Source organism: Clostridium folliculivorans (assembly GCF_024341905.1).
Taxonomy (GTDB): Bacteria; Bacillota; Clostridia; order Clostridiales; family Clostridiaceae; genus Clostridium_AR; species Clostridium_AR folliculivorans.
The window spans coordinates 67,544-91,873 of sequence record NZ_BQXY01000005.1 but is presented as its reverse complement, the minus strand read 5'-3'; the positions used below and the strand labels follow the sequence as shown (position 1 = coordinate 91,873).

General features: G+C 31.3%; 25 protein-coding genes and 2 riboswitches. Of the genes, 6 read left to right on the top strand and 19 right to left on the bottom strand.

The genetic code is table 11. From position 1 onward, the window contains the following. Positions 1 to 68 precede the first annotated feature (68 nt). Positions 69 to 824, bottom strand: a complete 756-nt coding sequence (locus tag OCU55_RS15255; RefSeq protein WP_261853159.1) for an AAA family ATPase — start codon at positions 822 to 824, stop codon at positions 69 to 71. A gap of 146 nt (positions 825 to 970) precedes the next feature. Beyond that, complete coding sequence (locus tag OCU55_RS15250) at positions 971 to 1,516, bottom strand: phosphatase PAP2 family protein (protein ID WP_261853158.1); 546 nt, start codon at positions 1,514 to 1,516, stop codon at positions 971 to 973. Positions 1,517 to 1,889: 373 nt separating this feature from the next. Between OCU55_RS15250 and OCU55_RS15245 the strand changes: the two genes are divergently transcribed. Beyond that, positions 1,890 to 2,366 (top strand): chlororespiratory reduction 6 domain-containing protein, encoded by a 477-nt coding sequence (locus OCU55_RS15245; protein WP_261853157.1) that lies wholly within the window; start codon positions 1,890 to 1,892, stop codon positions 2,364 to 2,366. Between the two features lie 266 nt (positions 2,367 to 2,632). Here the strand turns inward: OCU55_RS15245 and OCU55_RS15240 are convergent, their stop codons facing one another. Next, positions 2,633 to 3,814, bottom strand: coding sequence for a pyridoxal phosphate-dependent aminotransferase (locus OCU55_RS15240; RefSeq protein WP_261853156.1), 1,182 nt, complete (start codon positions 3,812 to 3,814; stop codon positions 2,633 to 2,635). Positions 3,815 to 4,018: 204 nt separating this feature from the next. Here OCU55_RS15240 and OCU55_RS15235 point away from each other — a divergent pair, with 204 nt between their 5' ends. Continuing rightward, positions 4,019 to 4,549 carry a dihydrofolate reductase family protein gene (locus OCU55_RS15235; RefSeq protein WP_261853155.1) on the top strand — a complete coding sequence of 177 codons (531 nt, stop codon included), beginning with the start codon at positions 4,019 to 4,021 and terminating at the stop codon, positions 4,547 to 4,549. Between the two features lie 114 nt (positions 4,550 to 4,663). Here the strand turns inward: OCU55_RS15235 and OCU55_RS15230 are convergent, their stop codons facing one another. Genes OCU55_RS15230 through OCU55_RS15220 form a run of 3 tightly spaced genes read right to left on the bottom strand, consistent with a single transcriptional unit; the run spans position 4,664 to position 7,251 of the window. Further along, positions 4,664 to 5,491: a MetQ/NlpA family ABC transporter substrate-binding protein gene (locus OCU55_RS15230; RefSeq protein ID WP_261853154.1), complete on the bottom strand. Its 828-nt coding sequence runs from the start codon at positions 5,489 to 5,491 to the stop codon at positions 4,664 to 4,666. A 52-nt stretch (positions 5,492 to 5,543) separates the two neighbouring features. Then, the gene (locus OCU55_RS15225; protein WP_261853153.1) at positions 5,544 to 6,224 is read right to left on the bottom strand and encodes a methionine ABC transporter permease; all 681 of its coding nucleotides are present in this window, start codon (positions 6,222 to 6,224) and stop codon (positions 5,544 to 5,546) included. Further along, entirely contained in the window at positions 6,193 to 7,251 is a 1,059-nt protein-coding gene (locus OCU55_RS15220) for a methionine ABC transporter ATP-binding protein (protein ID WP_261853152.1), read from the bottom strand. Before OCU55_RS15220 ends, OCU55_RS15225 begins: the two co-directional genes overlap by 32 nt. A 105-nt stretch (positions 7,252 to 7,356) precedes the next feature. Next, positions 7,357 to 7,469, bottom strand: a riboswitch (SAM riboswitch). Positions 7,470 to 7,881: 412 nt separating this feature from the next. Beyond that, a riboswitch (SAM riboswitch) is annotated at positions 7,882 to 7,994 on the top strand. A 137-nt stretch (positions 7,995 to 8,131) separates the two neighbouring features. Here OCU55_RS15220 and OCU55_RS15215 point away from each other — a divergent pair. Together OCU55_RS15215 and OCU55_RS15210 are read left to right on the top strand one after the other, a co-directional pair. Further along, the gene (locus OCU55_RS15215; protein ID WP_261853151.1) at positions 8,132 to 8,593 is read left to right on the top strand and encodes a YbaK/EbsC family protein; all 462 of its coding nucleotides are present in this window, start codon (positions 8,132 to 8,134) and stop codon (positions 8,591 to 8,593) included. Positions 8,594 to 8,710: 117 nt separating this feature from the next. Then, the gene (locus OCU55_RS15210) at positions 8,711 to 9,907 is read left to right on the top strand and encodes a M20 family metallopeptidase (RefSeq protein ID WP_261853150.1); all 1,197 of its coding nucleotides are present in this window, start codon (positions 8,711 to 8,713) and stop codon (positions 9,905 to 9,907) included. Between the two features lie 70 nt (positions 9,908 to 9,977). Here the strand turns inward: OCU55_RS15210 and OCU55_RS15205 are convergent, their stop codons facing one another. The 5 genes from OCU55_RS15205 to OCU55_RS15185 form a co-directional block, all read right to left on the bottom strand. After that, positions 9,978 to 10,787: a class I SAM-dependent methyltransferase gene (locus tag OCU55_RS15205; RefSeq protein ID WP_345795596.1), complete on the bottom strand. Its 810-nt coding sequence runs from the start codon at positions 10,785 to 10,787 to the stop codon at positions 9,978 to 9,980. A 299-nt stretch (positions 10,788 to 11,086) separates the two neighbouring features. Next, positions 11,087 to 11,518: a hypothetical protein gene (locus tag OCU55_RS15200; RefSeq protein WP_261853148.1), complete on the bottom strand. Its 432-nt coding sequence runs from the start codon at positions 11,516 to 11,518 to the stop codon at positions 11,087 to 11,089. Between the two features lie 25 nt (positions 11,519 to 11,543). Then, positions 11,544 to 11,894: a zinc ribbon domain-containing protein gene (locus OCU55_RS15195; RefSeq protein WP_261853147.1), complete on the bottom strand. Its 351-nt coding sequence runs from the start codon at positions 11,892 to 11,894 to the stop codon at positions 11,544 to 11,546. Beyond that, positions 11,891 to 12,223, bottom strand: coding sequence for a hypothetical protein (locus OCU55_RS15190; protein ID WP_261853146.1), 333 nt, complete (start codon positions 12,221 to 12,223; stop codon positions 11,891 to 11,893). Before OCU55_RS15190 ends, OCU55_RS15195 begins: the two co-directional genes overlap by 4 nt. Beyond that, positions 12,210 to 12,764 carry a sigma-70 family RNA polymerase sigma factor gene (locus OCU55_RS15185; protein WP_261853145.1) on the bottom strand — a complete coding sequence of 185 codons (555 nt, stop codon included), beginning with the start codon at positions 12,762 to 12,764 and terminating at the stop codon, positions 12,210 to 12,212. Before OCU55_RS15185 ends, OCU55_RS15190 begins: the two co-directional genes overlap by 14 nt. A gap of 313 nt (positions 12,765 to 13,077) precedes the next feature. On the opposite strand from OCU55_RS15185, the gene OCU55_RS15180 reads away from it, so the two are divergent. Then, complete coding sequence (locus OCU55_RS15180; protein ID WP_261853144.1) at positions 13,078 to 13,629, top strand: DNA-3-methyladenine glycosylase I; 552 nt, start codon at positions 13,078 to 13,080, stop codon at positions 13,627 to 13,629. Between the two features lie 239 nt (positions 13,630 to 13,868). On the opposite strand, the gene OCU55_RS15175 is transcribed toward OCU55_RS15180, so the two are convergent. The 4 genes from OCU55_RS15175 to OCU55_RS15160 all read right to left on the bottom strand — a co-directional run bounded on the left by OCU55_RS15175 (position 13,869) and on the right by OCU55_RS15160 (position 19,431). Then, positions 13,869 to 15,599: an FMN-binding protein gene (locus OCU55_RS15175; RefSeq protein WP_261853143.1), complete on the bottom strand. Its 1,731-nt coding sequence runs from the start codon at positions 15,597 to 15,599 to the stop codon at positions 13,869 to 13,871. Positions 15,600 to 15,779: 180 nt separating this feature from the next. After that, positions 15,780 to 16,826, bottom strand: coding sequence for an FAD:protein FMN transferase (locus OCU55_RS15170; RefSeq protein WP_261853142.1), 1,047 nt, complete (start codon positions 16,824 to 16,826; stop codon positions 15,780 to 15,782). A gap of 370 nt (positions 16,827 to 17,196) precedes the next feature. Continuing rightward, positions 17,197 to 18,744 carry a sensor histidine kinase gene (locus OCU55_RS15165; RefSeq protein ID WP_261853141.1) on the bottom strand — a complete coding sequence of 516 codons (1,548 nt, stop codon included), beginning with the start codon at positions 18,742 to 18,744 and terminating at the stop codon, positions 17,197 to 17,199. Then, positions 18,745 to 19,431: a response regulator transcription factor gene (locus OCU55_RS15160; RefSeq protein ID WP_261853140.1), complete on the bottom strand. Its 687-nt coding sequence runs from the start codon at positions 19,429 to 19,431 to the stop codon at positions 18,745 to 18,747. A 292-nt stretch (positions 19,432 to 19,723) separates the two neighbouring features. Here OCU55_RS15160 and OCU55_RS15155 point away from each other — a divergent pair, with 292 nt between their 5' ends. Beyond that, positions 19,724 to 20,932 (top strand): macrolide family glycosyltransferase, encoded by a 1,209-nt coding sequence (locus OCU55_RS15155; protein WP_261853139.1) that lies wholly within the window; start codon positions 19,724 to 19,726, stop codon positions 20,930 to 20,932. 143 nt (positions 20,933 to 21,075) lie between these two features. Here OCU55_RS15155 and OCU55_RS15150 read toward each other — a convergent pair whose 3' ends face one another. From OCU55_RS15150 to OCU55_RS15135, 4 genes are all read right to left on the bottom strand, one after another. After that, complete coding sequence (locus OCU55_RS15150; RefSeq protein WP_261853138.1) at positions 21,076 to 21,963, bottom strand: ROK family protein; 888 nt, start codon at positions 21,961 to 21,963, stop codon at positions 21,076 to 21,078. Positions 21,964 to 22,131: 168 nt separating this feature from the next. Continuing rightward, complete coding sequence (locus tag OCU55_RS15145) at positions 22,132 to 22,410, bottom strand: hypothetical protein (RefSeq protein WP_261853137.1); 279 nt, start codon at positions 22,408 to 22,410, stop codon at positions 22,132 to 22,134. A 185-nt stretch (positions 22,411 to 22,595) separates the two neighbouring features. Next, entirely contained in the window at positions 22,596 to 23,903 is a 1,308-nt protein-coding gene (locus OCU55_RS15140) for a PTS sugar transporter subunit IIC (protein WP_261853136.1), read from the bottom strand. 98 nt (positions 23,904 to 24,001) lie between these two features. Beyond that, positions 24,002 to 24,310, bottom strand: a complete 309-nt coding sequence (locus tag OCU55_RS15135) for a PTS sugar transporter subunit IIB (RefSeq protein WP_261853135.1) — start codon at positions 24,308 to 24,310, stop codon at positions 24,002 to 24,004. Positions 24,311 to 24,330: the final 20 nt, after the last annotated feature.

Genomic DNA, 24,330 nt, shown 5'->3' with positions numbered 1-24,330 from the left:
TTTTTCCCTAATAAAATACAAAGCAAAAAACTCTTAAGTATTATCTAATACCCAAGAGTTTCTATATTCTAATCATCATTTTCTTCAATTAGTATTTTCAGCATCTTTGATGGATTGTTTAAAAATGCTTTAGTTATATTATAGTGTTCTGTTTCATCATATCTAACTTCTCTAATACTATCACTTATCTCATAAATTATAGAATCAGGATAACTCATAAGGATAGGTGAATGGGTGGCTATAATAAACTGCGAGTTCTTTTCCAAAAGACTATGCATTCTTGCAATCATAGAAAGCTGTCTAGCTGGAGATAATGCCGCTTCTGGTTCGTCCAATATATACAAGCCGCGTCCATTAAATCTATTCATAAAAACTGAAAAAAAGGATTCTCCATGTGATTGTTTATGAAGGGATTTACCTCCGTAGGACATAAAAATACCTGGCGCATCTTTCTCTAATTCCTCCACATTTGTGGCTAGATTATAGAAACTCTCTGCCCTTAAAAAGAAACCATCCTGTGGTTTTTTCACCCCTTTTATAAGTTTAATATTCTCATATAATTCTGAATGAGTATCACTAGTGGAGAAGTTAAAATTTATTGTTCCTCCCTCTGGATTAAAGCCATATGCTGTTGCAATTGCTTCTAAAATTGTAGATTTCCCAGATCCATTTTCACCTACAAAAAATGTTACTTTAGGGTGAAAATCTAACCTTTCTATGCTTCTCACAGCTTTTACACAGAATGGATACTCTTCAAAAGAATCAATTCTATCCTTCTTTAATTCCATACTCCTTAGATATTGGTTTATCTGTGATAAATTCATATAATATACTTAGCTATATCCTTATTTAGCTAAGCTCTACTCCCTTCTATACATCCTTATTAAAATACACTGTTAAACTAACTTTTGATAAATGTTTTTCTCAATAAAAATATAACCCTGCCTAAATGGCAAGGCCAATATCATTTTTATATATTTTTTTGTTTATTTATATATTTCTTAAATATATAAATAGTTAATAAACAACTTAGACTTCCTAAAACCATCCCACCCAATACATCTGAAGGATAGTGTACATATAAATACAATCTTGAAAAAGCTATTAATCCTGCTAGAAAATAAAACACAATTGCATATTTTCTAAAACAATAAGATAATATTCCCGCTGCAGCAAATGATGCAGTGGTATGCCCTGATGGGAAAGAATAAGAATTAGGTTTATTAATCAATAATTCCATTCCTGGAACATGAGTAAAAGGTCTTGCACGCTGAACTATATTCTTTATTATCATTTCTCCAAATAGTGCACCAATAAGTATAGCCATTAGTAGCATGAACCCTGATTTTCTATATTTTTTGCTAACAATTAGCCCTAAGGCTATTGCTATCCATATGATGCCACCATCCCCTAAGTCAGTCAAAGCGATCATTATCTTATCTAACCAAAATGAATGAAGGTTATTCTTAATAAAATCCAGGATTGAATTATCTATACTGTATATTGCTGAAATCATCACATCACCTACTTTATAACTTTTGTTCTTACTCAAGCTTAGTTATATATACTTAAACTTAATAAAACCTTAAATATTTCTTTGTATATATGCTTAAATTTCACGTATCATTTAAATATAATACAGATATACAATACGCGTTAAAACATATTTGGAAGAGTCAATTATGTAATATAATATCACATATTTAAAGTTTTTTATTTGAATTTTTTATAAACTCATCATAATAGGTATTTAATTTTACATTTTTATGAAATTAGAGCATTGCATATGTTATTATAAATACTATAATAAATATAACAAAACCTAAAATATAGATATTATCCCAAGGTATGCTTACATTTTAACCATTTTATTAAATAAGGAGGAGCAAATGGGCAATTATACTGATGATAGAAAGTTAAATATAATGATACTCAATAAAAATTATATTGAAGCTTTAGACTTGCAAGAAATAGATAAAATGTTAAATGTTTTTAGACGACATGGAATTAAAAAATATAAAAATAATATAGTTTTTCAAATTGACGGCTACAATGATGATCCTCGAGAAATATATGAAATCCCAGAAATTAAAGCATTTTATAAAAAAGTATTTGATAAATATCCTTATATGTTATATTTCTTAAGTGATATAAATGCGAATGATGCATGGGTGCTAGCTTGCTTATGCAATAAACATCAAACTTGTAGTACAGTTGGCAAAAGGAATGTTAATTTAAAGATGCACTTTGATAACAATTTATTCTCTCAGATACTAAATCAAACTATAACATATATGATACAAATACATGAAAGTTCAAAAAGTATTTTAAAATTAAGAGTTAGGCTTGCCTCTATGTTGCTATAAAATTGAAGCAGAACTATTTGCAACACAAAATATATTCATAATCCTAGATGTTTATTAATAAAAGGTTTAAGTAGCTATCACTAAACAAGTTATTATTTTAATATGAATAAAGCCATGCGTAACAAAGGAATTATCTCCCAAGTTATGCATGGCTTCCGTATTATTTATGACTTGTATACATTATGCAACAGCCTTTTTTATTCTTTTGGAGTTTATAACTCAATTATATCTGTGAATAAATATGAGTAATGACTTAATACATAATGTTATTTAAACTCTTCTACTAGTTTTTCAAAAGCTTGAATTGAATTTTCTATCATATCAAACTTGACACAATAGGACATTCTGAAATATCCTGGACATCCAAAGCCGCTTCCTGGTACAAGTAGTAAATTATATTTCATAGCCCTTTTCACAAACTCTACATCATCTTCAATTAAAGCTTTAGGGAATAAATAAAAAGCGCCTTGCGGTTTTACGCATTCAAAGCCTAAGGAAGTAATCTTCTCATAAAGAAAATCTCTTCTTTTTTCATACTCACCTATATCAACTTTTGCTTTTAATGAATCTGCTATAACCTTTTGAAATAAAGCAGGAGCATTTACAAACCCTAATGTTCTATTACAAAAGCTTAGTGCTCCTATTAGTAAGTCTATCTGTTCTATCTTACTGCTAGCTGCTATATACCCTATTCTCTCCCCAGCAAGACCTAAGGATTTACTGAAAGAATTCACTATTATAGCATTTTTAAATATAGATAATAAACTAGGAATTTTTATATCCTCATAAACAATTTCTTTATATGGCTCATCTGAAATAACAAATATAGTTATCCCATATTCCTTTTCTTTTGCCTCTATTATTGATGCTATTTTATTAAGCGTTGCTTCACTGTAAACTACCCCAGTTGGATTATTAGGGTTATTTATAATAATAGCTTTTGTTTTGTTGTTTATACTCTTTTCAAAAGCTTCAATATTAGGTTCAAAAGTCTTAGTGTCAGGTGGTACTACTACAGTTTTCCCACCATTATTGTCAGCATAAAAATTGTACTCAACAAAATATGGAGCGAAGACAATAACTTCTTCTTCTGGATTCAATATAGACTTCAATACAACATTCAATCCTCCAGCGGCTCCTACAGTCATTACAATATTATTATATGAAAGTTCTACTCCACTTTCTTCTTGTAAAAGTTTAGCTACCTTCTCTCTTACATCCACATAACCTGCATTACTCATATATCTATGGATTCCTTTTTCATCCCCTAGAATATGCTTTTTAAGTGAATCTGTAACTTCCTTTGGCGGTTCTGCATAAGGATTACCTATACTATAATCATATACTTTATCTGCCCCATGAATTTTAGCTAGTCTTTCTCCTTCCTCAAACATCAACCTTATCCAAGATGAATTACTTAAATTATTTATTACTTTTTCTGAAAACACCAAAATGCCCCCTTTTCTTACTGTATCAAATTACTTTTAACATCTATTATACTACTTTATACTTGGATTTTATAGGTAAAGTAATACTTGCAATATAGATAATTAATAGCTATACTCGGAATACTATTGTTATAATAAGATAAACCCTTTTATGAAAATTTAATTTTTCAAAGTACTCTATAAATATGAAGGAGTGAAGTAATTATGGATAATAAAAGTAAAGTATACCTATATATTGCAACTAGCCTGGATGGTTATATTGCCACACCTGATGATGGCCTAGAATGGCTATTTAAAGTAGAGGGTGAAGGTGATAATGGTTACTCAGAGTTCTATGAAACCATAGATACTATTATTATGGGTAGAAAAACTTATGATTGGATAATAACAAATGAAAAGGGTAACTTTCCTTATAAAGATAAGTCCTGTTATGTATTCTCTAACACTTTGGTAGGAAAAAATGAAAATGTGCAATTTATAAATGAAGATGTGGTTTCTTTTATTAATAAGCTTAAGAACTCTAATAGTGGAAACATATGGGTAGAAGGCGGCGGCGATCTATTACATTATTTTATAAAAGAAAGATTAGTTGACGAATTTATAATTACAGTTGCTCCAACTATAATTGGAAAAGGCATTCCTTTGTTTAAAGAAATTGATTTTGAGTTAGAACTAAGACTTAAAAACATAAGAAAATTTAATCAGTTTGCTGAACTACATTATGGGTTGAAGTAAAATTTCTCTTAAATATCAAAGAAGAGGGATTCCCCCTCTTCTTTCACCCTCTATAAATTTCTATCTATAATTATTTACCCTCTTAATAAACATAATTGAAAGTTTGCTTTATAATTAAAACACTGGTATAGATGAACCCTTTGTTGTTTCTTCTATAACTTTCTTGGTTTCGTCAGTTTGATATACTTCTACAAGCCTCTTTAAGAGTGTGCTATCCTTATCCTTTGTTCTCACAGCTATAAGATTAAAGTAATTTTTTGAACTTTCCTTCTTAGTATCCTCTATATAAATAGAATCCTTTAACGGAGCATAACCAGCATCAACAGCTACTCCATTATTTATAACGGCTATATCAACATCCTCAATTGATCTTGGAATTTGCGTTGCAACTAACTCTGTTATATTAAGCTTTTTAGTATTTCCAACAATATCCTTAAATGTTGGCTTAATTCCTGTGCCCTCCTTAAGCTTGATTAGACCTGCATCCTGTAATAATAAAAGCGCCCTTCCTTCATTAGTTGCATCATTAGGAATAGCTACCTTTGCTCCATCCTTCAAAGTCTTTATATCTTTAATTTTCTTTGAATATATCCCCATTGGAGCTAAGACAGTATAACCTATAGAAGTTAAATCTAAGTTATGATCCTTTTTAAATTGATCAAAATAAGCTATAGTCTGAAATGCATTTGCATCAATATCTCCATCGTTTAGAGCTTGATTAGGCCTTACGTAGTCACTAAAAGTCACGATATCTAACTGTATATTTTCTTTTGCTAACCTCTCTTTCACATTGTCCCATACTCTGTGATCATCTCCTGTCACCCCAAGTTTTATAACTTCCTTCTTCTTTTCTCCAGAAGCTGATTTTGCTCCACATCCTGCTAATGCTGTTGCCCCAATTGTTAATGCTATTGCTATTGCCCCTATTCTTTTTATATTCATAATAAAATGCCCCCTATTTTATATTTTTATTTAGTCTCTTTATTTATATAAATTAATGCTTTAATCTTCTTAATAAAAGCTCCCCAAAACTTTGTATTCCATTAACTAAAACTAAAAGGATTATTATTGTTGCTACCATGATATCAGTTTTAAAATATTGATATCCATATCTTATAGCAAAATCTCCAAGCCCTCCTCCTCCAACAGTTCCAGCCACTGCAGAAAAACCAATTAGACTAACTGTAGTTATTGTAAGTGCATAGACTATTCCCGGAAGTCCTTCTTTAAGAAAGATTCTATATATTATCTCAAAAGCACTTGAACCCATAGCTTGCGCAGCCTCTATTACTCCACTATCAATATCTAAAAGTGCTGATTCTATCTGTCTTGCTACAAAAGGTACAGACCCTAAAACCAGTGGAACTATCGCTCCTTTGAGACCAATTGTTGTTCCAACTACAAACCGTGTTAATGGTATAATAGCTGCCAAAAGTATAACAAAAGGTATAGACCTAAATATATTTATTATCTTGCCTAAAATACTATATATGACTTTGTTTTCAAGTATATTTCCTGGTCTTGTCACTACAAGAGTGACGCCTATAGGAAGCCCTATTGCTGTGGATATACTTCCTGCGATAAGAACCATAAGCAAGGTTTCACCTAATGCCTTTATCATATCTGGAAATAATTCTATTACATTAGGCATAAGACTTTGTAAGACTTGAAGCATCTCGTATCACCTCCACATGTACGTTTTTCTCTTCTAAATAGTCAAAGGCTGATCTAATACCTTCTCTTGCACCATTTAGTTTTACAATCAAATTTCCTACTGGAATCTGCTGAATGATCTCTATATTTCCAAAAAGTATACTTGCATCTACCTTAAACTTTCTAGAAAGCTTTGAAATGAAGGCCTGACCTGTATTCTGTCCTACAAAAGATATCTTAGCTATAATTTCTTCCTCTGTAAGTTCTCCAATGAAAGAATTGCTATTTAGGAGTTCATAGATTTTATCATATTTAAAAATTGTTGAAACAAAATTTTTAGTCATTTGAGCTTTTGGTTCTGAGAATATCTGCACTAAATTTCCCTCTTCAACCACTTCTCCTTTATCCATCACTGCTACCTCATGACATATTTCCTTAACTACTTCCATCTGATGAGTTATTAAGACTATAGTGAGTCCTAATTTTTCATTTATTTCTTTTAATAGACTAAGTATTGAGTGTGTTGTTTCAGGATCAAGAGCAGAAGTAGCTTCATCACATAAAAGTACCTGTGGATCATTTGCAAGAGCTCTCGCTATTGCAACTCTTTGTTTTTGACCTCCACTTAACTGGGAGGGATATGCTCTTACCTTATCATTCAAACCAACTAGATTTAGTAAGCTTTCAACTTTTTCTTTTATCCGCTCTCTATTTAGTCCTTTTCCTTTTAACGGATATGCTACATTTTCAAAAACATCTCTACTTCTCATAAGGTTGAAGTGTTGAAATATCATACCTATCTTTTCTCTGCTTTTCCTAAGCTCTCTTTGTGATAGTTTCGTTAAATCCTTATCACTAACAATAACTTCGCCACTGGTAGGTTTTTCGAGTAAATTTATACATCTAATCAAAGTACTCTTTCCTGCTCCGCTGTAACCTATTATTCCAACAATCTTACCAGATTCAACATGCAGGTTTACATTCTTTACAGCTTCTACTTTGCCATCTTTGGAGTGATAAGTCTTTGATACATTCTTTAACCAAATCATTTTATTTCCCCCTTTACTAAAAAGTCGATAAAAAAGTCCTCTTTCCAATAAGGAAAGAGGACTTAGTAAACAACCCAAATACGAGTAATTCACAAGTAGCATCTTTCCTTATCTTTCAGACACATAAGTCTGCAGGAATTAGCACCTTGCGAATAAATGAACACACGCCGGTTGCTGAAACTTCATCGGGCCAGTCCCTCAGTTTCTCTAGATAAGGATCATATTCGTTTTTTATAACTTCGGCTTGAAACCAATTATAGTTATGATTTTTTTAACTGTCAATACCAAATTTTAGATATTTTTGTAAAAAGACTACCTTTAGTTTCACCTTAAAGCATTTAAATAAATATATAATATATATTTATTTATACTTTAAAAATTTTTCAAAAAAATTTTAGTTTAATCATGTTTAAACTTGAATTTAGCCTAATATATATCTCTATATTCATATGCTAAAAAATACTTAGTAATTCATGAAATTAATTTTTTCTTAGTAATTCAATAAGTTTAGTAACATACCTTGACATGGAAAATTTTTGCGTCTATAATTCTATTTAAATCAAACTTGTCATGCATGATAAAGTTGAATTTAAATAAAATATACAAATCAATATTGATTAAACAGTAAATACCTTATCAAGAGAGACGGAGGGAATGGCCCTAAGATGTCTCAGCAACCAACATGTTTCATTTGCATGCACGGTGCTAAATCCAACAGGAGTTTTATTTCTGAAAGATGGGGAAGATGTTACTTAAAATATAGGCCTTAATAGGCATGCATTTTAAATCTTCTTCCATTCGTGGATGAAGATTTTTTTGTTTTTGTAGTTTCTAAACTATAAAACACTTGCTGTTTAACTAAATAAACCGAGGTGTAAAAATGAGTATTGAAAGTGTACGAAATTATTTTTTAACAAATAGTTTGGAAGATCCAGTTTTCGAACTGGAATCCAGTGGAGCTACTGTTGAACTTGCCGCAAAAACTTTAGGTATTGATCCTCAGTATATTGCAAAGACCTTAGCCTTCAAACTTAAAGACAGGGATATTCTTGTTGTAACTCGAGGAGATGCAAAAATAGATAACAAAAAGTATAAACACCATTTTAATCTTAAAGCCAAAATGTTGAATCATGATGAAGTGCTTAACGTAACTGGCCATCCAGTTGGTGGAGTTTGTCCTTTTGGTTTAAAAAACAAACTTGACATATACTTAGATATCTCTATAAGAGACTTTGAACATGTGTATCCAGCAGCCGGTGCACACAATGTAGCACTGAAGATAACTCCTAACGATATAGAGAAACTTACTAAAGCATTATGGATTGATGTATGCCAAGTTTAAATACAAAACATATAAATATAAAAATAGTACCATAGAGCTCTAACTTCAACTACTAAGTTATGACACTCTATACTTAAAGTTTATGGGGCAACATTTTATAAAAAGGGGGAAATTAAATTGAGTAGTAAATTAAGTTTTTTAGAATTAAAGGTTATAGATGAAATAGAAAAAAGTAAAAATAAATTTATAGACATAAGTCATAGTATCCACCATAAGCCTGAAGTTGGAAACAAAGAATTTTTTGCTTCTGCCTTACTGTCTGATACCTTGGCTAAAGAAGGTTTTGATATTGAGACTGGTGTCGCCGGCCATGAAACCGCTTTTATAGCTAGTAAAAGATCACCTAAGGATGGGCCAACTATTGCGTTTTTAGCTGAATATGATGCCCTTCCCGGACTAGGTCACGCTTGTGGTCATAATATAATCGGCGCTCTAAGTACAGCATCAGCAATAGCATTATCAAAAGTTTTAGATGAAATTGGTGGTGAAGTAAGAGTTTTAGGAACTCCTGCCGAAGAAGGCGGAGAAAATGGAAGCGCTAAAGGTAGTTTCGTACATCATGGACTACTATCTGATGTAGATGCTAGTTTAATAATCCACCCAGGCAATAAAAATCATCCAACTAGCCCTTCTCTTGCTGTTGATCCATTGGATTTCGAGTTTAGAGGTAAGCCCGCTCACGCAGCGGCATCTCCACATGAAGGTATAAATGCTTTAGATGCTGTAATAGCACTTTTTAATGGAATAAATGCATTAAGACAGCATGTTACACCTGATGTTCGAATCCACGGAATAATAACTCATGGAGGAGATGCTCCTAATATAATTCCTGAGTATGCTAAAGCTAGATTCTTTATACGAGCAGCTACAAGAAAAACTTGTAATGAAGTTACCGAAAAAATAAAGCATATAGCTCAAGGAGCTGCTTTAGCTACGGGTGCTAAAGTCAATATAATTGCTTTTCAAAATAAAGTTGACAATATCCTCATCAATAAAACTTTCGATGAATTATTTATAAAGAAAGCTGCTCTGCTTGGATTACAAGTATCAACTGAGCAAAACAAAGGTTTTGGATCCACGGATGTCGGAAACATAAGCCATGTTGTACCAACTATACATCCTCATGTGAAAATAGGACCTGAAACTTTGATTGGTCACACTGTAGATTTTAGAGAAGCTGCCGTATCTCAAGAAGGTGATTATGGACTTATAGTAGGCGCTAAGATTTTAGCAATTACTGCACTTTCACTATTCACAGATAAAGAAAACTTAAAGGCTATTAAAGAAGACTTTATAAGAAACAAGGAAATTTAACATAAAAAAAAGATGAAATGATTGTTGAAATATTTTAACATTCCATTTTCATTTCATCTTTTTTCATTTTCTATAAAGTTCTTTCAGCAACAATAGTGAAAGTCTTAGGAATTCCCTTATCAAACACTTCTGAAGATAAATTAGGTTCTTCTTCTAAACTTTTAATAACTAGACCTGAAGTAGCAACACTTGTTACTATTTCTCCAAGGGTCCATCTACGAAGGAATACTTTTTTAGGTTCGTCATTCTCCGAATATTTATGATAAGATACATCCTTTTCTTCTAAAGAAGTATCAAAATAGTCACCAGTTACCTTATGCTTTCGTACCTTTGCAGTTGAACCTCTAGAACTTATGAGCTTAGTAGATATAGGATGAAAATCTCTTATTAAAGCGATACCGTCTTTATCAAGAAGCTCGTAAATTACCTTCATAAATGGAGCAAGATCTGTAAAGTAATGTAGTATCCCCATCTCAGCAAATACAATATCATAATTAGCTAACAACTGTTCCTTTGGCAGCTTTAATACATCAGATACTATATAATCTATTGTTACTCCTGCTGCTTTTGCAAGATCCAAAGCATATCTCTTATTACCTTCTGAGAAATCAACTACAGTAACTTGTGCTCCAAGCAAAGCTAATGCAACAGCCTTATTACCATTGGACCCCATCAAGTTCATTATCTTCTTTCCTCTTACATCACCAAACTTACCATGAAGTATAGAAAGTAAGCCTTCAGGATTTTTGCTTATTCTCTCTGCTGCCTCTTCTGGTGTTCCAAATCTATTAACCCATGCATTATAGGTTTCTTTATTCCATATCTCTTCATTGCTATCTATAACAACCTTGTTTTCACTATCTAAGTTATTAAAATTCATTACTTCTGTTGTATCTAATTTTTCTTCCAATTTGAAGTCCTCCAAATTCTCTAAACCAATAATTTTCATATCAGATTATACCATTTATTCTGCTTATTTACTAAGAATTTATTATATACACCGTAATAATCTGTATTATGATTTTACATGGATATTCATATAGATATCCCAGTTCTATAAATTTAAAATATATTAGATACCAATTTAACTATTAGGTTATACATGCCCGATAATCCCCAGAAACCAGGATTATCGAACAAGTATAACTTAAGTTTCGATATAGGAATCCTTTATCAGCTTCACTTCCAGGAAAGATTAAACTCTCCCTTAGTTTTTTCTCCTACAACTTGTATATGGCAAGTACCCTTTTCTTTTGCTGTATATTTAAATACACCACTGTTATCTTCAAGTAGATTTTTTATTTCTTTATCCTCTTCATTGAAAAAGACAATTTTCAAGTTTCCCTCTTTTACTGAAGATGAATACTTAATAGTCAATTCCTCATCAGCCTTAACTTTTATTCTCTTATTTACAGTACCATTAAAATAGCTGTAACTCTTATTCCATGAATTAAGTGTTGAGGTTTCAAAAGCTCCTCTCTCACTAAAACTATCGGCATAGAACTTACCATTAAATGCACCCTTTATCAATACTGTAACTGCTAATGCCACTACCATTATCACTGCGATAAATACTATCCATATAAGTTTATACTTTTTAAATATATCCATATCAATTTCCTCCTAAATATTAAAATTAATTATCTCGGTACTTAGTCTTACACTTAGGACAATAATTCCAACTTTCCTTCATAATGTTTCCACAACCTGTGCAAATCTTTCCTACATCTTTACCACAATTTGTACATATGGTTAATCCTCGTTCTAAATATGTCCCACAAACTTTACACTTTTCTTCTCTTCCTCTCGTAACCATTAGATAGACTATTAATGAAACAGGAACGCTGAATAGTGCTAAAATAGCCCATCCCAATGCAAATCTCTCATTTCTATTTCGTGCGTCTAAATATATCCACAGCGACTGTCCAAGCCAAAATATAAGAATAACAAAGCTTCCAGTAAAGATAGCAAACTCACCTAAATTCATGAAATAATCCCTCCTTTAATTCTCTTTTGTAATTTAGGAAGCATGACAAATGGTATTAAAAGAGATATAAAACTATTTATACTTATCCATATAACAACACCCATTTTAAGTAATATATTAAACTGTATTATAAGTACTAAAATCACTACTCCTCCATATACAAAGTCAGATATAATAAGCTTTTTCTTTTTTTCTTTCTCCTGAGCCTTATCAATTAAATCAGTGACGTTTAATTGTTTAATAAATCCTAAATCTTCTAATGAGCTGTCATCTAGCAAATTATCTTTATCCAAGCAATATTCATCATAAATTTCTTCATTCCTTTTCATAAATAGACACCTCCTTAGACTTAAACATACTCTTTAACTCCTTAATAGTATTGTGTAATCGTGACTTTACAGTCCCTTCTGCGCACCCCATTATATTGCTTATCTCCTCTAAGCTGTAGCCATAATAATGTTTTAATATAAAGGTTACTCTTTTTTCATAGCTTAAAGTTTGTAATTCCTTTAAAACTTCTTCTACCTGCAGTTTTGCTTCTATTTTGTCTTCGACTTCCGATCCATTACTTACAAAAGAATCGTCACTCAGTTCATCAAACTTAATCTTTTTTTGCCTATTATAATTATTTCTATATAAATTCAAGGCTATCTTTATAAGCCATGTTGAAAACTTACTTTCGCCCTTATAGGATTTTATATTTATAATTGCTTTCATAAGAGTCTCTTGAAGTAAGTCTTCAGAGAGATAAGTCTCTCCAGTAAGCTTTATTATAAAACCATTAAGAGTTCTATAGTTCTGCTCAATTAATGAGCTAAGTGCCCGTTTATCTCCAGCTTTAGCCCTAGTTAAAAGTTCTTTCTCTTCCAAAGTTTTATCTCCTCCCAACTCCATTCATTAAGTAAGACAATTAATTGTAAAAAAAGTTCATTATTTAAAATAATTCCCTTAAATAATTATACCTTATATAATGTTTCACTAGCATCTCTAATGAAATTTATATATTTTTATAGAAGTATGATCTTAAGAATAAAAAAGTCATTGGCTAATTGCAGGATTAAATTTGTGAAATATGATAAAATCGATATTGAGATAAAAACATAAGTTCTTATGAATATAGTTATTATCTTAAAGCTGGTATATATAAATTATTGTTATAAATAAAATTGCAAGGAGTTGTATTATGAATAGATGTTCTTGGTGCGGAAATGATGAGTTATATACTAAATATCATGATGAAGAATGGGGTGTTCCTGTCCATGATGATAAAAAACATTTTGAATTTCTTGTTCTAGAATCTGCTCAAGCCGGTTTAAGTTGGATTACCATACTAAGAAAGAGAGAAAATTATAGAGAGGCTTATGATGATTTCGATGCTATCAAGGTATCTCAATATGATGAGAAAAAAATAGAGGAATTACTAAGTAATGCAGGCATAATAAGAAATAGAAGAAAGATTGAAGCTTCTATTAGCAATGCAAAGGAATTTTTAAAGATCCAAAACGAGTTTGACAGCTTTGATAATTACATATGGAGCTTTGTTAGCAATAAACAGATTATAAATCACTGGGATAACTTATCACAACTTCCATCGAATACAGATTTGTCGGATAGAATTAGCAAGGATTTAAAGAAAAGAGGTTTTAAATTCTTAGGTACAACTATAGTGTACTCTTATCTTCAAGCGGTAGGAATAATAGATGATCATATAGACACTTGCTTTAAACGAAATTAATTCAGCCGCTTATTATGAAAACAATTTTAAAAAGCATTAAGTCTAGGATATTATGCTAATACACATAATATCCTAGACCACTTAAGTATTCTATGCTGTTATTTATAGATAAGCTTACCTTTTGCCAAATCATCTTAAGCCTGCAAAGCCTCTATTTATCTATAAATTCTTATATTTTTTTTGTTGTTATATTCTTTTATTTTTATATTGTTATAACTTAATTTTGTTTATATATACTACTATTTTGCCTTACTTAAAGCATTTTGAACTGCTTCAATGATTCCTCTACTGCTAAAGGTTGCTCCTGAAACTGTATCTACATTAGCTGCTTGTGCTGAAACAATTTCACTTGTCATAGTATTTTCAGCATAGCTATAGAATCTTTGAGTATCTTGAGAAGATACTGTTTCTACTTTAGTGATTTTTCCACCAGCTATAGTAACAGACATTTCTGTTGTACCTCCTCTAAATCCAGTACCTGTACCTGTATATGTTCCATCCTTATATTTAGCAGACACTGTACTAGATGAAGCACTTGAATTAGATCCTGAACTACTGCTTGAAGAACTACTTGAAGTTGCATTATTAGTTGATGCGCTACTTGAAGCCCCATTACTAGCTTGACTGCTTTCATTTGCTCCACCAAAGTTTCCATCTTTATGCTCAACCCCTGAACTTCCATTTGCATTGTTATTTTGTTCATTTGAATTTGTATTATTATCGGAAGAACTATTACTGCTTGATGATTCACTAGAATTATTTTCATTACTAGTGCTTGTTGAAGCAGAACCATTAGTTGCTTGACTTAAAGCATTCTGAACTGCGCTTATGATTCCATTACTTGTGAAGGTAGCACCTGAAACTGTGTCAACTTGAGTTGACTGTGCTGAAATTATTTCATTCATTACAGTACCTGATGCCCTGTCATAATATCTTGGAGTATCTTGCGAAGATACAGTTTGAATATCAGTTATTTGACCGTTTTGTACTGTAACCGAAACTGTAGTTGTACCACCTCTAAACCCTGTACCACTGCCAGTATATGTTCCATCTTTATAATTAGATGTTTTATTTGGAGCACTTGAGCTGACAGTAATACTACTTGCTGAAGATATTCCAGCCTTAGTTAAAACTGCACCTGTAAGATTAGTTAATCCATAAACACCAGCAAAGGTAGCAATTGCTACAGAACTAGCTAATGCTGGGTTTAAATCTTCTCCAGCTATATTTACAATAGTATTCTTTCTAGGACATATCTCTATGCATTTTAAACATTCAATACATTCTCCACCTTTAACGCTCTCATTTTTATAAAGAGGTATTCCCATTGAACATACATTAGTACAAGCTCTACATTTTCCACATTTATCAGTTGGCTTATCTATCTTTAAAATTCCTATCTTAGAGATTATTGAAAATACTGCTCCTAGAGGACATAAGTATCTACAAAAGAATCTTTCAACAAAAAATGCGCCTATTGTTATAAGTACTAATAGTATAAGACCTATAAGTAAACCTGAAACAACATTTGAAAAATCAGTTATTTGAGCAAAAGCATCCCAAGGACTTGTACCTTCTAAAATATTACTTCCTAGTGTACATGTAACTATTAAAAGCATAAGCAAAACACCATACTTCACATACTTTAATGCTGCATCTACTTTTTCATTTACTTTAAACTTAACCTTAAATACATTCTTTGCTATCAGATGTATCCAATCATTATATGTTCCAAAAGCACAAAACCATCCGCAAAAAACTCTTCCCATAAGCACAGTAAAAAGAATAACTATGACAAATTCACTTAAAGCTGGCAGTGCCTTAATAAAGTGAAAATTACCACTAATTATCATCTTGTATACAGTTTTAAGTTCAGTAAAGGTCAATGTATAAAGACCAGGTAGTAATATAAAGAACACCAATTGAACTATATGTCTTAATATCTGCATTTTTTTTATTTTCTTAGCCATGTTTTTACTCCTCCTAAGCGACGACTTAGCTTAATATTATTATTCTTTAATGATAAACTTCTTAATAAAACTTATATCCTAAAGTCTCTACTCATGAACTAGCAAAGCTTTAAAAATAGTTCTTAGCAAGTAAATAAATCATTAATTGATTCATGAGACAATTTTAATTTCTGGGCAATATTATATTGTCTCAAGTTTAAATTCTTCATTTGTTATTGTTAATAACTTCTTAATTCCTTCAGTTGCATATATCTTTTTATCTTTAGTTATAAAAATGCCATCAATTCCATCCACAGCTTCTAAAATTTTTAGCGATTTTTCCACACCTAAAATAAACAATCCTGTTGATAAACCATCTCCATCTATGGAATTATCAGATATTACTGTTGAACTAACAATTTCACTTTCAGCAGGAAATCCTGTTCTTACATCTAAAATATGATGATACTTATCTCCTTCAGCAATAAAATACTTTTCATAATCTCCAGAAGTTACTACAGACTTGTCAGCTACATTTATTGTCATAACATAATTTCCCCTTGGTTTAAAGGGATCTTGTATTCCTACTGTCCATGGACTTCCATTCTCTTTATTGCCGAGAACATATATATTACCTCCAAGATCTATAAGACCACTCTTAACCTTATATTTCTTAAATATATTTCTAACTTCATCAGCAGCATAGCCTTTTGCAATGCCACCTAAATCTAGTTGTTGATCGTACTTTCTAAGTTTTACTGAGAAATTTGTTTTATCTAGGATTATGTCCTTATAATTCACAAGCTGTATTTTTTCTTTAATCTTATTCTTCTCAGGAACTTTCTTTTGCTTTCCACTTGAATTCCAAAGTTCTACTAGCGGTCTTATAGTTGGATCAAAAGTTCCTTCTAAAACTTCACTATACCTAACAGCTTTTTCTATTACATCATATGTGTCTTTGCTTACAATCTCATAAGAACTTCCTGCCTTAGCATTTATTCTTTTTATCTCACTTGATTCTTTGAATGCTGACATTTTATCATCTATGTCATTTATTTTTGTTATTGCTTCAGTTATTGCTTTTTCAGCACCTTTTCCTGTGGCTTTCAAATGTATGATAGTGCCTAATCCATAACTATTTCTTATTACTGTACCTTTGCCATCATCTCTAGTCACAAAAATAACTATTATAATTACTGAAATTATTAATATAGCTAATACACCTAATACTGTCATAACTTCATTCAAATAGAATCACCTCATCAATCTATAAGTTACACTTTATGGACATCTTCCAACTGATATTTGTATTATAAAAAACAAAACTGAGTAAACCATTAATAAAAACTGAGAATTAGCTGAGAATTTGGTAAACTAATTTATAACATAAAAAAAAACTAACAAGCTAAATAGAATTACTAGTTTTAGCTAGCATAAATTTCTTTTACTTTCTATATAATAAAAAAGCTTTAGATTTAGTGAGCCCTTAATCTCTACTAAACCTAAAGCTTTTATATTGATGTACCACTTCATACTTAAATTTATATTTTCAAATTCTCTTCTCAGAACCCAGATGCGTTTTGAAAATAGATTTTGGCTTGAAGTGTTTCATCTTTAATTAAACCTTACTTAATTTTAAATACACAGTAAACTTAGACCCTTTTCCCAGTTCACTTTCAACCTCAATCTTACCATTGTGAGAATCAATTATACCTTTTACTATCGAAAGACCTAATCCATATCCCCCATGTTCTCTAGATCTATGAGTATCACTTCTAAAGAATCTATCGTATATCTTACTTAAATGTTCTTTTGTTATACCAGTCCCATTATCACTAACACTTAGAACTGCAAGGACTTCATTATCGATGCTCTCTATTTTAGTTGATATATTTATCTTTCCTTTTTTCTTGTCAGTATGAAGCACAGCATTCTGCGTTAGATTATATATAACCTGTTTAATTTGGTTTTTATTAATATTTACTATTATATCCTCATTTAAATCTAGAACTAGCTCCCTATTCTCACAAAGTACTGTAAGCTGAGGCGATATTTCTTCTACTACTGCTTTTAAATCTTCTTCATTCATTTCCGTTTTTATATTTTGATCTAGTTTGCTTAGAACCAAAAGATCATTTACTAGCTTTGTAAGCCTATCACTTTCTTGTAATATGCTATTTAATGCTAAATTTAGCTGTTGTTCATTTTTTGCTGCGCCTCTTAATAATATTTCTACAAATCCATGAATTGAAGTTAATGGAGTCCTTAATTCATGGGAAGCATCAGAGACAAAGCGCCTCATCTTCTCTTTTATATATTGCTCCTTCTCAAAGGAAGTCTCAATTCTCTCCAACATATTATTAAAGGAATGCGATAATTTATCAATTTCTAAAAGTCCATTATCCTCCGGGATTCTTGTATGAAGTTCTTTTATATCAATTTGCTCCACAGTGTTGGTCATATTCTGTAGAGGATTTAGTGTTTGTTTGAAAACAGTTCCTCCAATTGCTCCTCCCAGCATAAGCATAAATATTGCGCCACCTAAATATATATACATTTGTTTATCAAGTATTTCTCCCACGTCATTTATAGGAGTGCTTAACTGAATTAGGCCTGTTGGAGAGTTCATATCCCCTATCTTTCTCCATACTACTAGCTGTAATGTATCATCATCACTTTTATAAATTTTATAATCTTTTTCCAGGTTTCCTGGTTCATTTAATAGTTTTATATACTCACTTTTGTCATATGTAGGTGGCACTACAGGTGCAAGTTTTTCCTTAAGCTTTTCCTCAACTTTATTATCTACATATTCATTTCCTTTATTGACTTGAGGCTCACTTTCTTGCTTAACAACCTTATAATCTACGTTACCACCTTTATCAATAATTACAGCACTAGTGATTCTATCCACCAAATTATCAACTATACTATTAAGCTCGCTGTTATCGGCATCAACTTTATCAATATTTCCTAGCACCTTGAAATCAATATTATGAAACTTTGCTTGCAGTACTTGTTCTTTACTTTTACATAAATAATCTCTCATGCTAAAATATTGAGTTAATCCCATTATAAATAACAAAACTATAAGAATCATAAAGAATCTTGAAAATACTTGCCATTGAATTCCTCTAGACTTTTTAGTCTTCTTAAATGATTTCATTTAAATTACCACCTTATATCCTACTCCACGTACAGTCTTAATAATACTATGATCTTTGTCGTCAATTTTATCTCTAAGATATCTTATATATACTTCTACTATATTTTCTTCTCCATTAAAATCGTATCCCCAAACCTTTTCAAGTATCTGCGACTTGCTTAATACTAAACCGTTATTTACAAGTAAAAATCTTAGTAAATTATATTGTGTTGGAGGTAATTCTAGTACTTTATCACTATACCTAATCTCATGTGCACCATCATCTATAGTAAAGTCACCTACATTAATAACATCACTAAGTTCAGGAAAACTATTTCTAACTCTTGCATTAATACGAGCTAATAATTCCTTAAAGCTAAAAGGCTTTGACATATAGTCGTCTGCGCCTAAATCTAATCCCTTTACCAAATCATCAACCTCATCTTTTGCTGTAAGCATTATTACAGAAGTTTTAACTAACTTCTTGATTCTAGAGCATGCCTCATACCCATCCATTCCCGGCATCATAACATCTAGTATTACAATATGAGGATTTATCTCTTGCACTAATTCTAATGCTTCATTACCATTAAAAGCTTCATATACTCTATAACCTTCAGCTTCCAATCCCATTTTTATAAAATTAACGATGCTTACTTCATCATCTACCACAAGAATATTTATTTGTTCTTTAGTAATTGGGCACATAGCACTTCTCCTTTCATAATGATAAATGCGCTTGGAGACATTTCCTAAGCGCAACTATACTTGTATTAAATTAAATATTATTATACACAACTAATAATAAGTAAACAACCTAAAAAGTTTTATATACAATTACGCCAAAATATCATTAACTTCATTATTATAAAATGGTTTCAATTAATTTTATATAATTGACATATTTTATAAAAGTAGTAAACTATTTATAAATCATTATATGTAAAATGTTACAGTAATTCTAAAACATATAAATTTTTATATTATAAGGAGTGATAAAATGTCTAAAGTATTATTTTTAAATATCAATGGACATGGACATGTTAATCCAACCTTAGGATTAGTTGAAGAACTTGTGAACCGAGGTGAAGAAGTAACTTATTATTGCTATGATGAATTCAAGGATAGGATAGAGAGAACTGGCGCTACTTTTAAAAACTTTAAAACAGAAGTATTCTCTAGGAGTTCTAACGATCATAAAGGCAAGAATGTCAGTATGAAGCAAATGCTTGATTTTATAAATTCAGTTCTTCAATCAAGCGAATCATTTATAAAAGACTTACTAGATGATTTAAATGGTATAAACTTTGATTACATAATATATGGTGCTTCTTTTCCTTATGGAAAAATCCTATCTCAGATATTAAAAATCCCTTCGATATCTTCTTTTGCTATATTCGCTACTCCACAAGAACTTGAATACGGAGGTGCAAATAAGATAAATATCAATTCAATAAAGGAGCACCCAGTGGTTGAAACCTACACAAAACTCTCTAATAACTTATTAGAAAGTTATGGTGTAGAGGCTCCTGGTATTGTGGAACTTTTCTTTAATAGAGGCGATTTAAATATAGCTTATACCTCTGAATACTTCATCCCACATCCTGAGTATTATGATTCTACCTTCAAGTTTATAGGTCCACCTATTTACGAGATAAAAGAAAACTTAGATTTTCCATTCCATAAACTAAATGATAAAAAAGTAATTTATATATCTTTAGGTACTGTTTTTAATAAAGCAGCTATAAAAATATACGATATGTTCTTTGAGGCTTTTGCTAACTCAGATTATACAGTTGTAATGACAGCCTATAATATAGATATATCACAATTCACTATACCTTCAAACTTCATTGTAAGAAACTATGTTCCTCAATCTGAAATTCTCAAATATACAGCAGTTGCTATAACTCATGCTGGAATGAATAGTACCAATGATCTTATATACAATAACATACCATTCGTCGCAATCCCTTTTGGCGCTGACCAACCATACATAGCCTCAAGAGTAGAAGAACTTGGCGTAGCTACTGTTCTTGATAAAGACAAGCTGTCTGTGGAAGATTTAAGAAATTCAGTAGAAGATGTTCTATCTAATACCAACTATCTTTATAATATAAATAAAGTTAGTGACTCCTTTAAGAAATGCGGTGGTTACAAAGAAGCTGCTGATGCCATATTTGAACTTAAAAGCAGAAATGTTTTTTAAACTACCCTCTTTCTAATTGTAAATACTTTTATTACTAACCTCAAAAAATAAATAATTGAAACTGCATCTTTAATAAAAGGGTATGTTTAATAATTATCTTCAATTAAACATACCCTTTTATATCATAGATTATTTCATTTGTACTAACTCTTATTAAAATTAAGGAAATTATATAACGCTCCAATAAGATTAGAGTCATTCGAAAATTCACACCTTACTACCTCTGGTCTTGGTGGATTTAATCTCCCCAGTTTACTACACACCTTATCTATATTGTTTTTTATACTATCAATTAATATATCCTGGCCACTTATTCCGCCACCAATAGCAACTCTTTCTGGATCTAGAATGCATTGAAGGTTAAAGATTTGTACGGCTAAACCATATGTAAATTCATCTAATATTTTTAGAACGTCCTCATCTCCAAAATTGGCATATTCAAAAACCTTATATCCGTCCACTTCTTCTAAAGGCAACCCTTTTATTTTTGCAACAGGGGTAGTTAAACCTAGAGTACCGTTTTTAAATCCCCAGTGCTCATCACCTTTTCCATCAGTAAATATAAAGCTGAACTCTCCTGCAAAAAAATGCTTCCCTTTGTGTAGTTTTTTATCTTTTATTATACCTCCACCTATTCCAGTTCCAAGGATTACAACAACTCCGTCGTTGCAGTCTTTAAGGCTTCCTTTCCAAACCTCAGCTAAAGCTGCACATTTCCCATCATTTTCTATTGTTATCTTTGTAGGACAACGTCTTTGAAGAATTTTCACTATTTCTTTTTCTGAGTTATATTCTAAGCTTCCACCTGAATACGCATACCCTCGTTTGCTATCAAGCACTCCTGGCATACTTATAGCAATTCCTTCTATATCTTTGCTGTATCTATCGTATATTTCTCCAACAGTATCAATAAAATTCTGTATGTTATCTAGTGGAGTAGGAACTTTCCCTTTTTCAAGAAACTCAGCTTCTCCAGACATAACTGCGTATTTTATTGCACTACCTCCAATATCTAAAACCAAATACTTCATAAAGATTCCCTCTCCTTGTCCGTAAATATAATTAGCGCTTTTAAGCAATCTACTTATTGTATTCATCAACTTTAATTAAATACCTTTTTCTATTTTGGAAAATACAAGTACTTTTAAGGCTTCTCTTAAAAAGTAGAGATATTGAAATAACAGCTTTGGAGGTTTATCCTATTTATATAATCTATCAATAAACTTGTTAACTTCTTTAATTCCCAATATTTCTTTCTTAGGTATAGCTCTATCTATTCCTTGAGTACTTAACTTCATCTTTATATTAACAGGATGAAAAGATAGATTTTTTGATAAATCACATAGAAATTGATTATATTTTTCTTCTTCATTTCCACTAAACCCACAACTCTTGTAATTTATGAAGTCACTAGCTTCTGTATAATCTATATGAAATTCCTCTTTACTTCCTTCTACTTTTAATTTGTATAATTTCATCAATCTCACTCCATTTTATAAAATAATTGTAAGTTAATTTGACCTAACCTCCTTGTGGCAGTTAGGTCAAATATCTTATATCTTTATCAATTTAGACTTATAGAAAACATTTACAAATCTTTGTAATTTATTTACTTCAATCACGGCATATTATAAACGATAATTTCATACCAACCTTAATAATTTTAAACTAATTCCTCTTCATGCTCCATCTTATAGTTTAAAGCATCTTGCTTCTTAAAGAATGGATAATATGCTATTGTAGACCAAGCTATTACTACAATCTGCCATAATGCACCTTTAACCCCTTGAAGAATGAACCCTGATATTATAGGAGGTGTTGTCCAAGGTACTTCAACAGCAGAGAACGGATGTAGGAATCCTATTTTTATTGCAAAATATGTTACAACTGCAGATACTACTGGAACTAGAACGAATGGTAAGAACATAAATGGGTTCATTACTATAGGAAAACCAAATATAATAGGCTCATTTATATTAAATATAGCTGGCCAGATAGCAATCTTACCTAGAGCCTTAGATTGTTCCGATTTAGCTGCTAATAGTGCCGCTATTACAAGACCTACTGTAAGTCCTGAACCTGTTACAGTTACAAACAATGCACCAAATTGTGGTGTCATTATATGAGCGCCATTAGCTATTGTTAATTCTTTTCCACTTGTTATAAGTGCTTGGTTAGCAAGCTCATTTGCTGTATATAATGAACCTGTTACACCGCCAACTATCATAGCTCCATGAACACCAAACCACCATAAGAAAGGCACTGCAGCAGTTAGTATTATAACTCCTGGTAAAGAATCTGTTAAACCTTGAAGTGGTGTCTGTAATACCTTATAAATCCATCCTATAAATGTTGTATTTAAAGCATATCTGAAAAACATATAAACAATCATAGTTCCTAAAAGTATAACAATTCCTGGTATAAGTGCGGAAAACTGATTAGCAACACCTTGAGGTACTGATTCTGGTAATTTTATTGTGATCTTCTTAGTTAAAAACCATGAATATACTGCTCCTACTACAAGTCCAACTATTATAGCAGTTACCATACCTTGTCCACCTGTCCAACTCTTGTCAATTACATTACTAACCGTTACTCCCTTATCGGTAGTTACAGAAAAGTTGTTTAATCCTAAAAACACAACTAAAGATAAAATACCTGCAGATAGAGGTTCATGTTTCTCATTCTTTGCATAAGCATAACCTATACCAACAGCAGCTGCCATGGCCATTATTCCAAATGAAGCATTATAAATTTGGAGCAATGGTACTGTCCAACCTGAACCAAATATGCTTGCCATCCAGTCATTAAAAGGTTGATAAGGTATTTGTGCTAATAGCAAAAATACTGATCCGCAAAGTGATAATGGAAGAGTGTACATTACACCATCTTTCAAAGCCACTATAGCTTTTAGATTAACAAATTTCATTACTGCCGAAATCATCTTGTCACTGAATTTAGCTTGTTCCATAATTAATCCCCCTTATATTTAATTAATAATTGCCTACTTTTCAAACCAAAATAATTTTAGCTTTTAATTATAACTCTGCAACACTAATGTAAAAGCTACTATCCTATCATCTTTAGTGCGAAGTCTAATACTTTCTCTCCTCTCATCATTCCATAGTCAACAGAATTGATAACATCAACAGGTACATTTTTCTTCGAGCATAACTCCTTAGCGCTATTTATCTTGAATCTTACTTGAGGCCCTAGTAATGCTATATCTATCCCTTCATCTAGTTTGGCAGAAAGTGTTGATTCTGGATAAGCTTCTATCTCTACCTCAATACCTTTTTTTTCAGCTGCCTCCTTCATCTTTTTTACTAAAACACTTGTAGACATACCTGCGGCGCAGAACAGTGCAATTTTTATCATAATATAATCCTCCTTAAAGA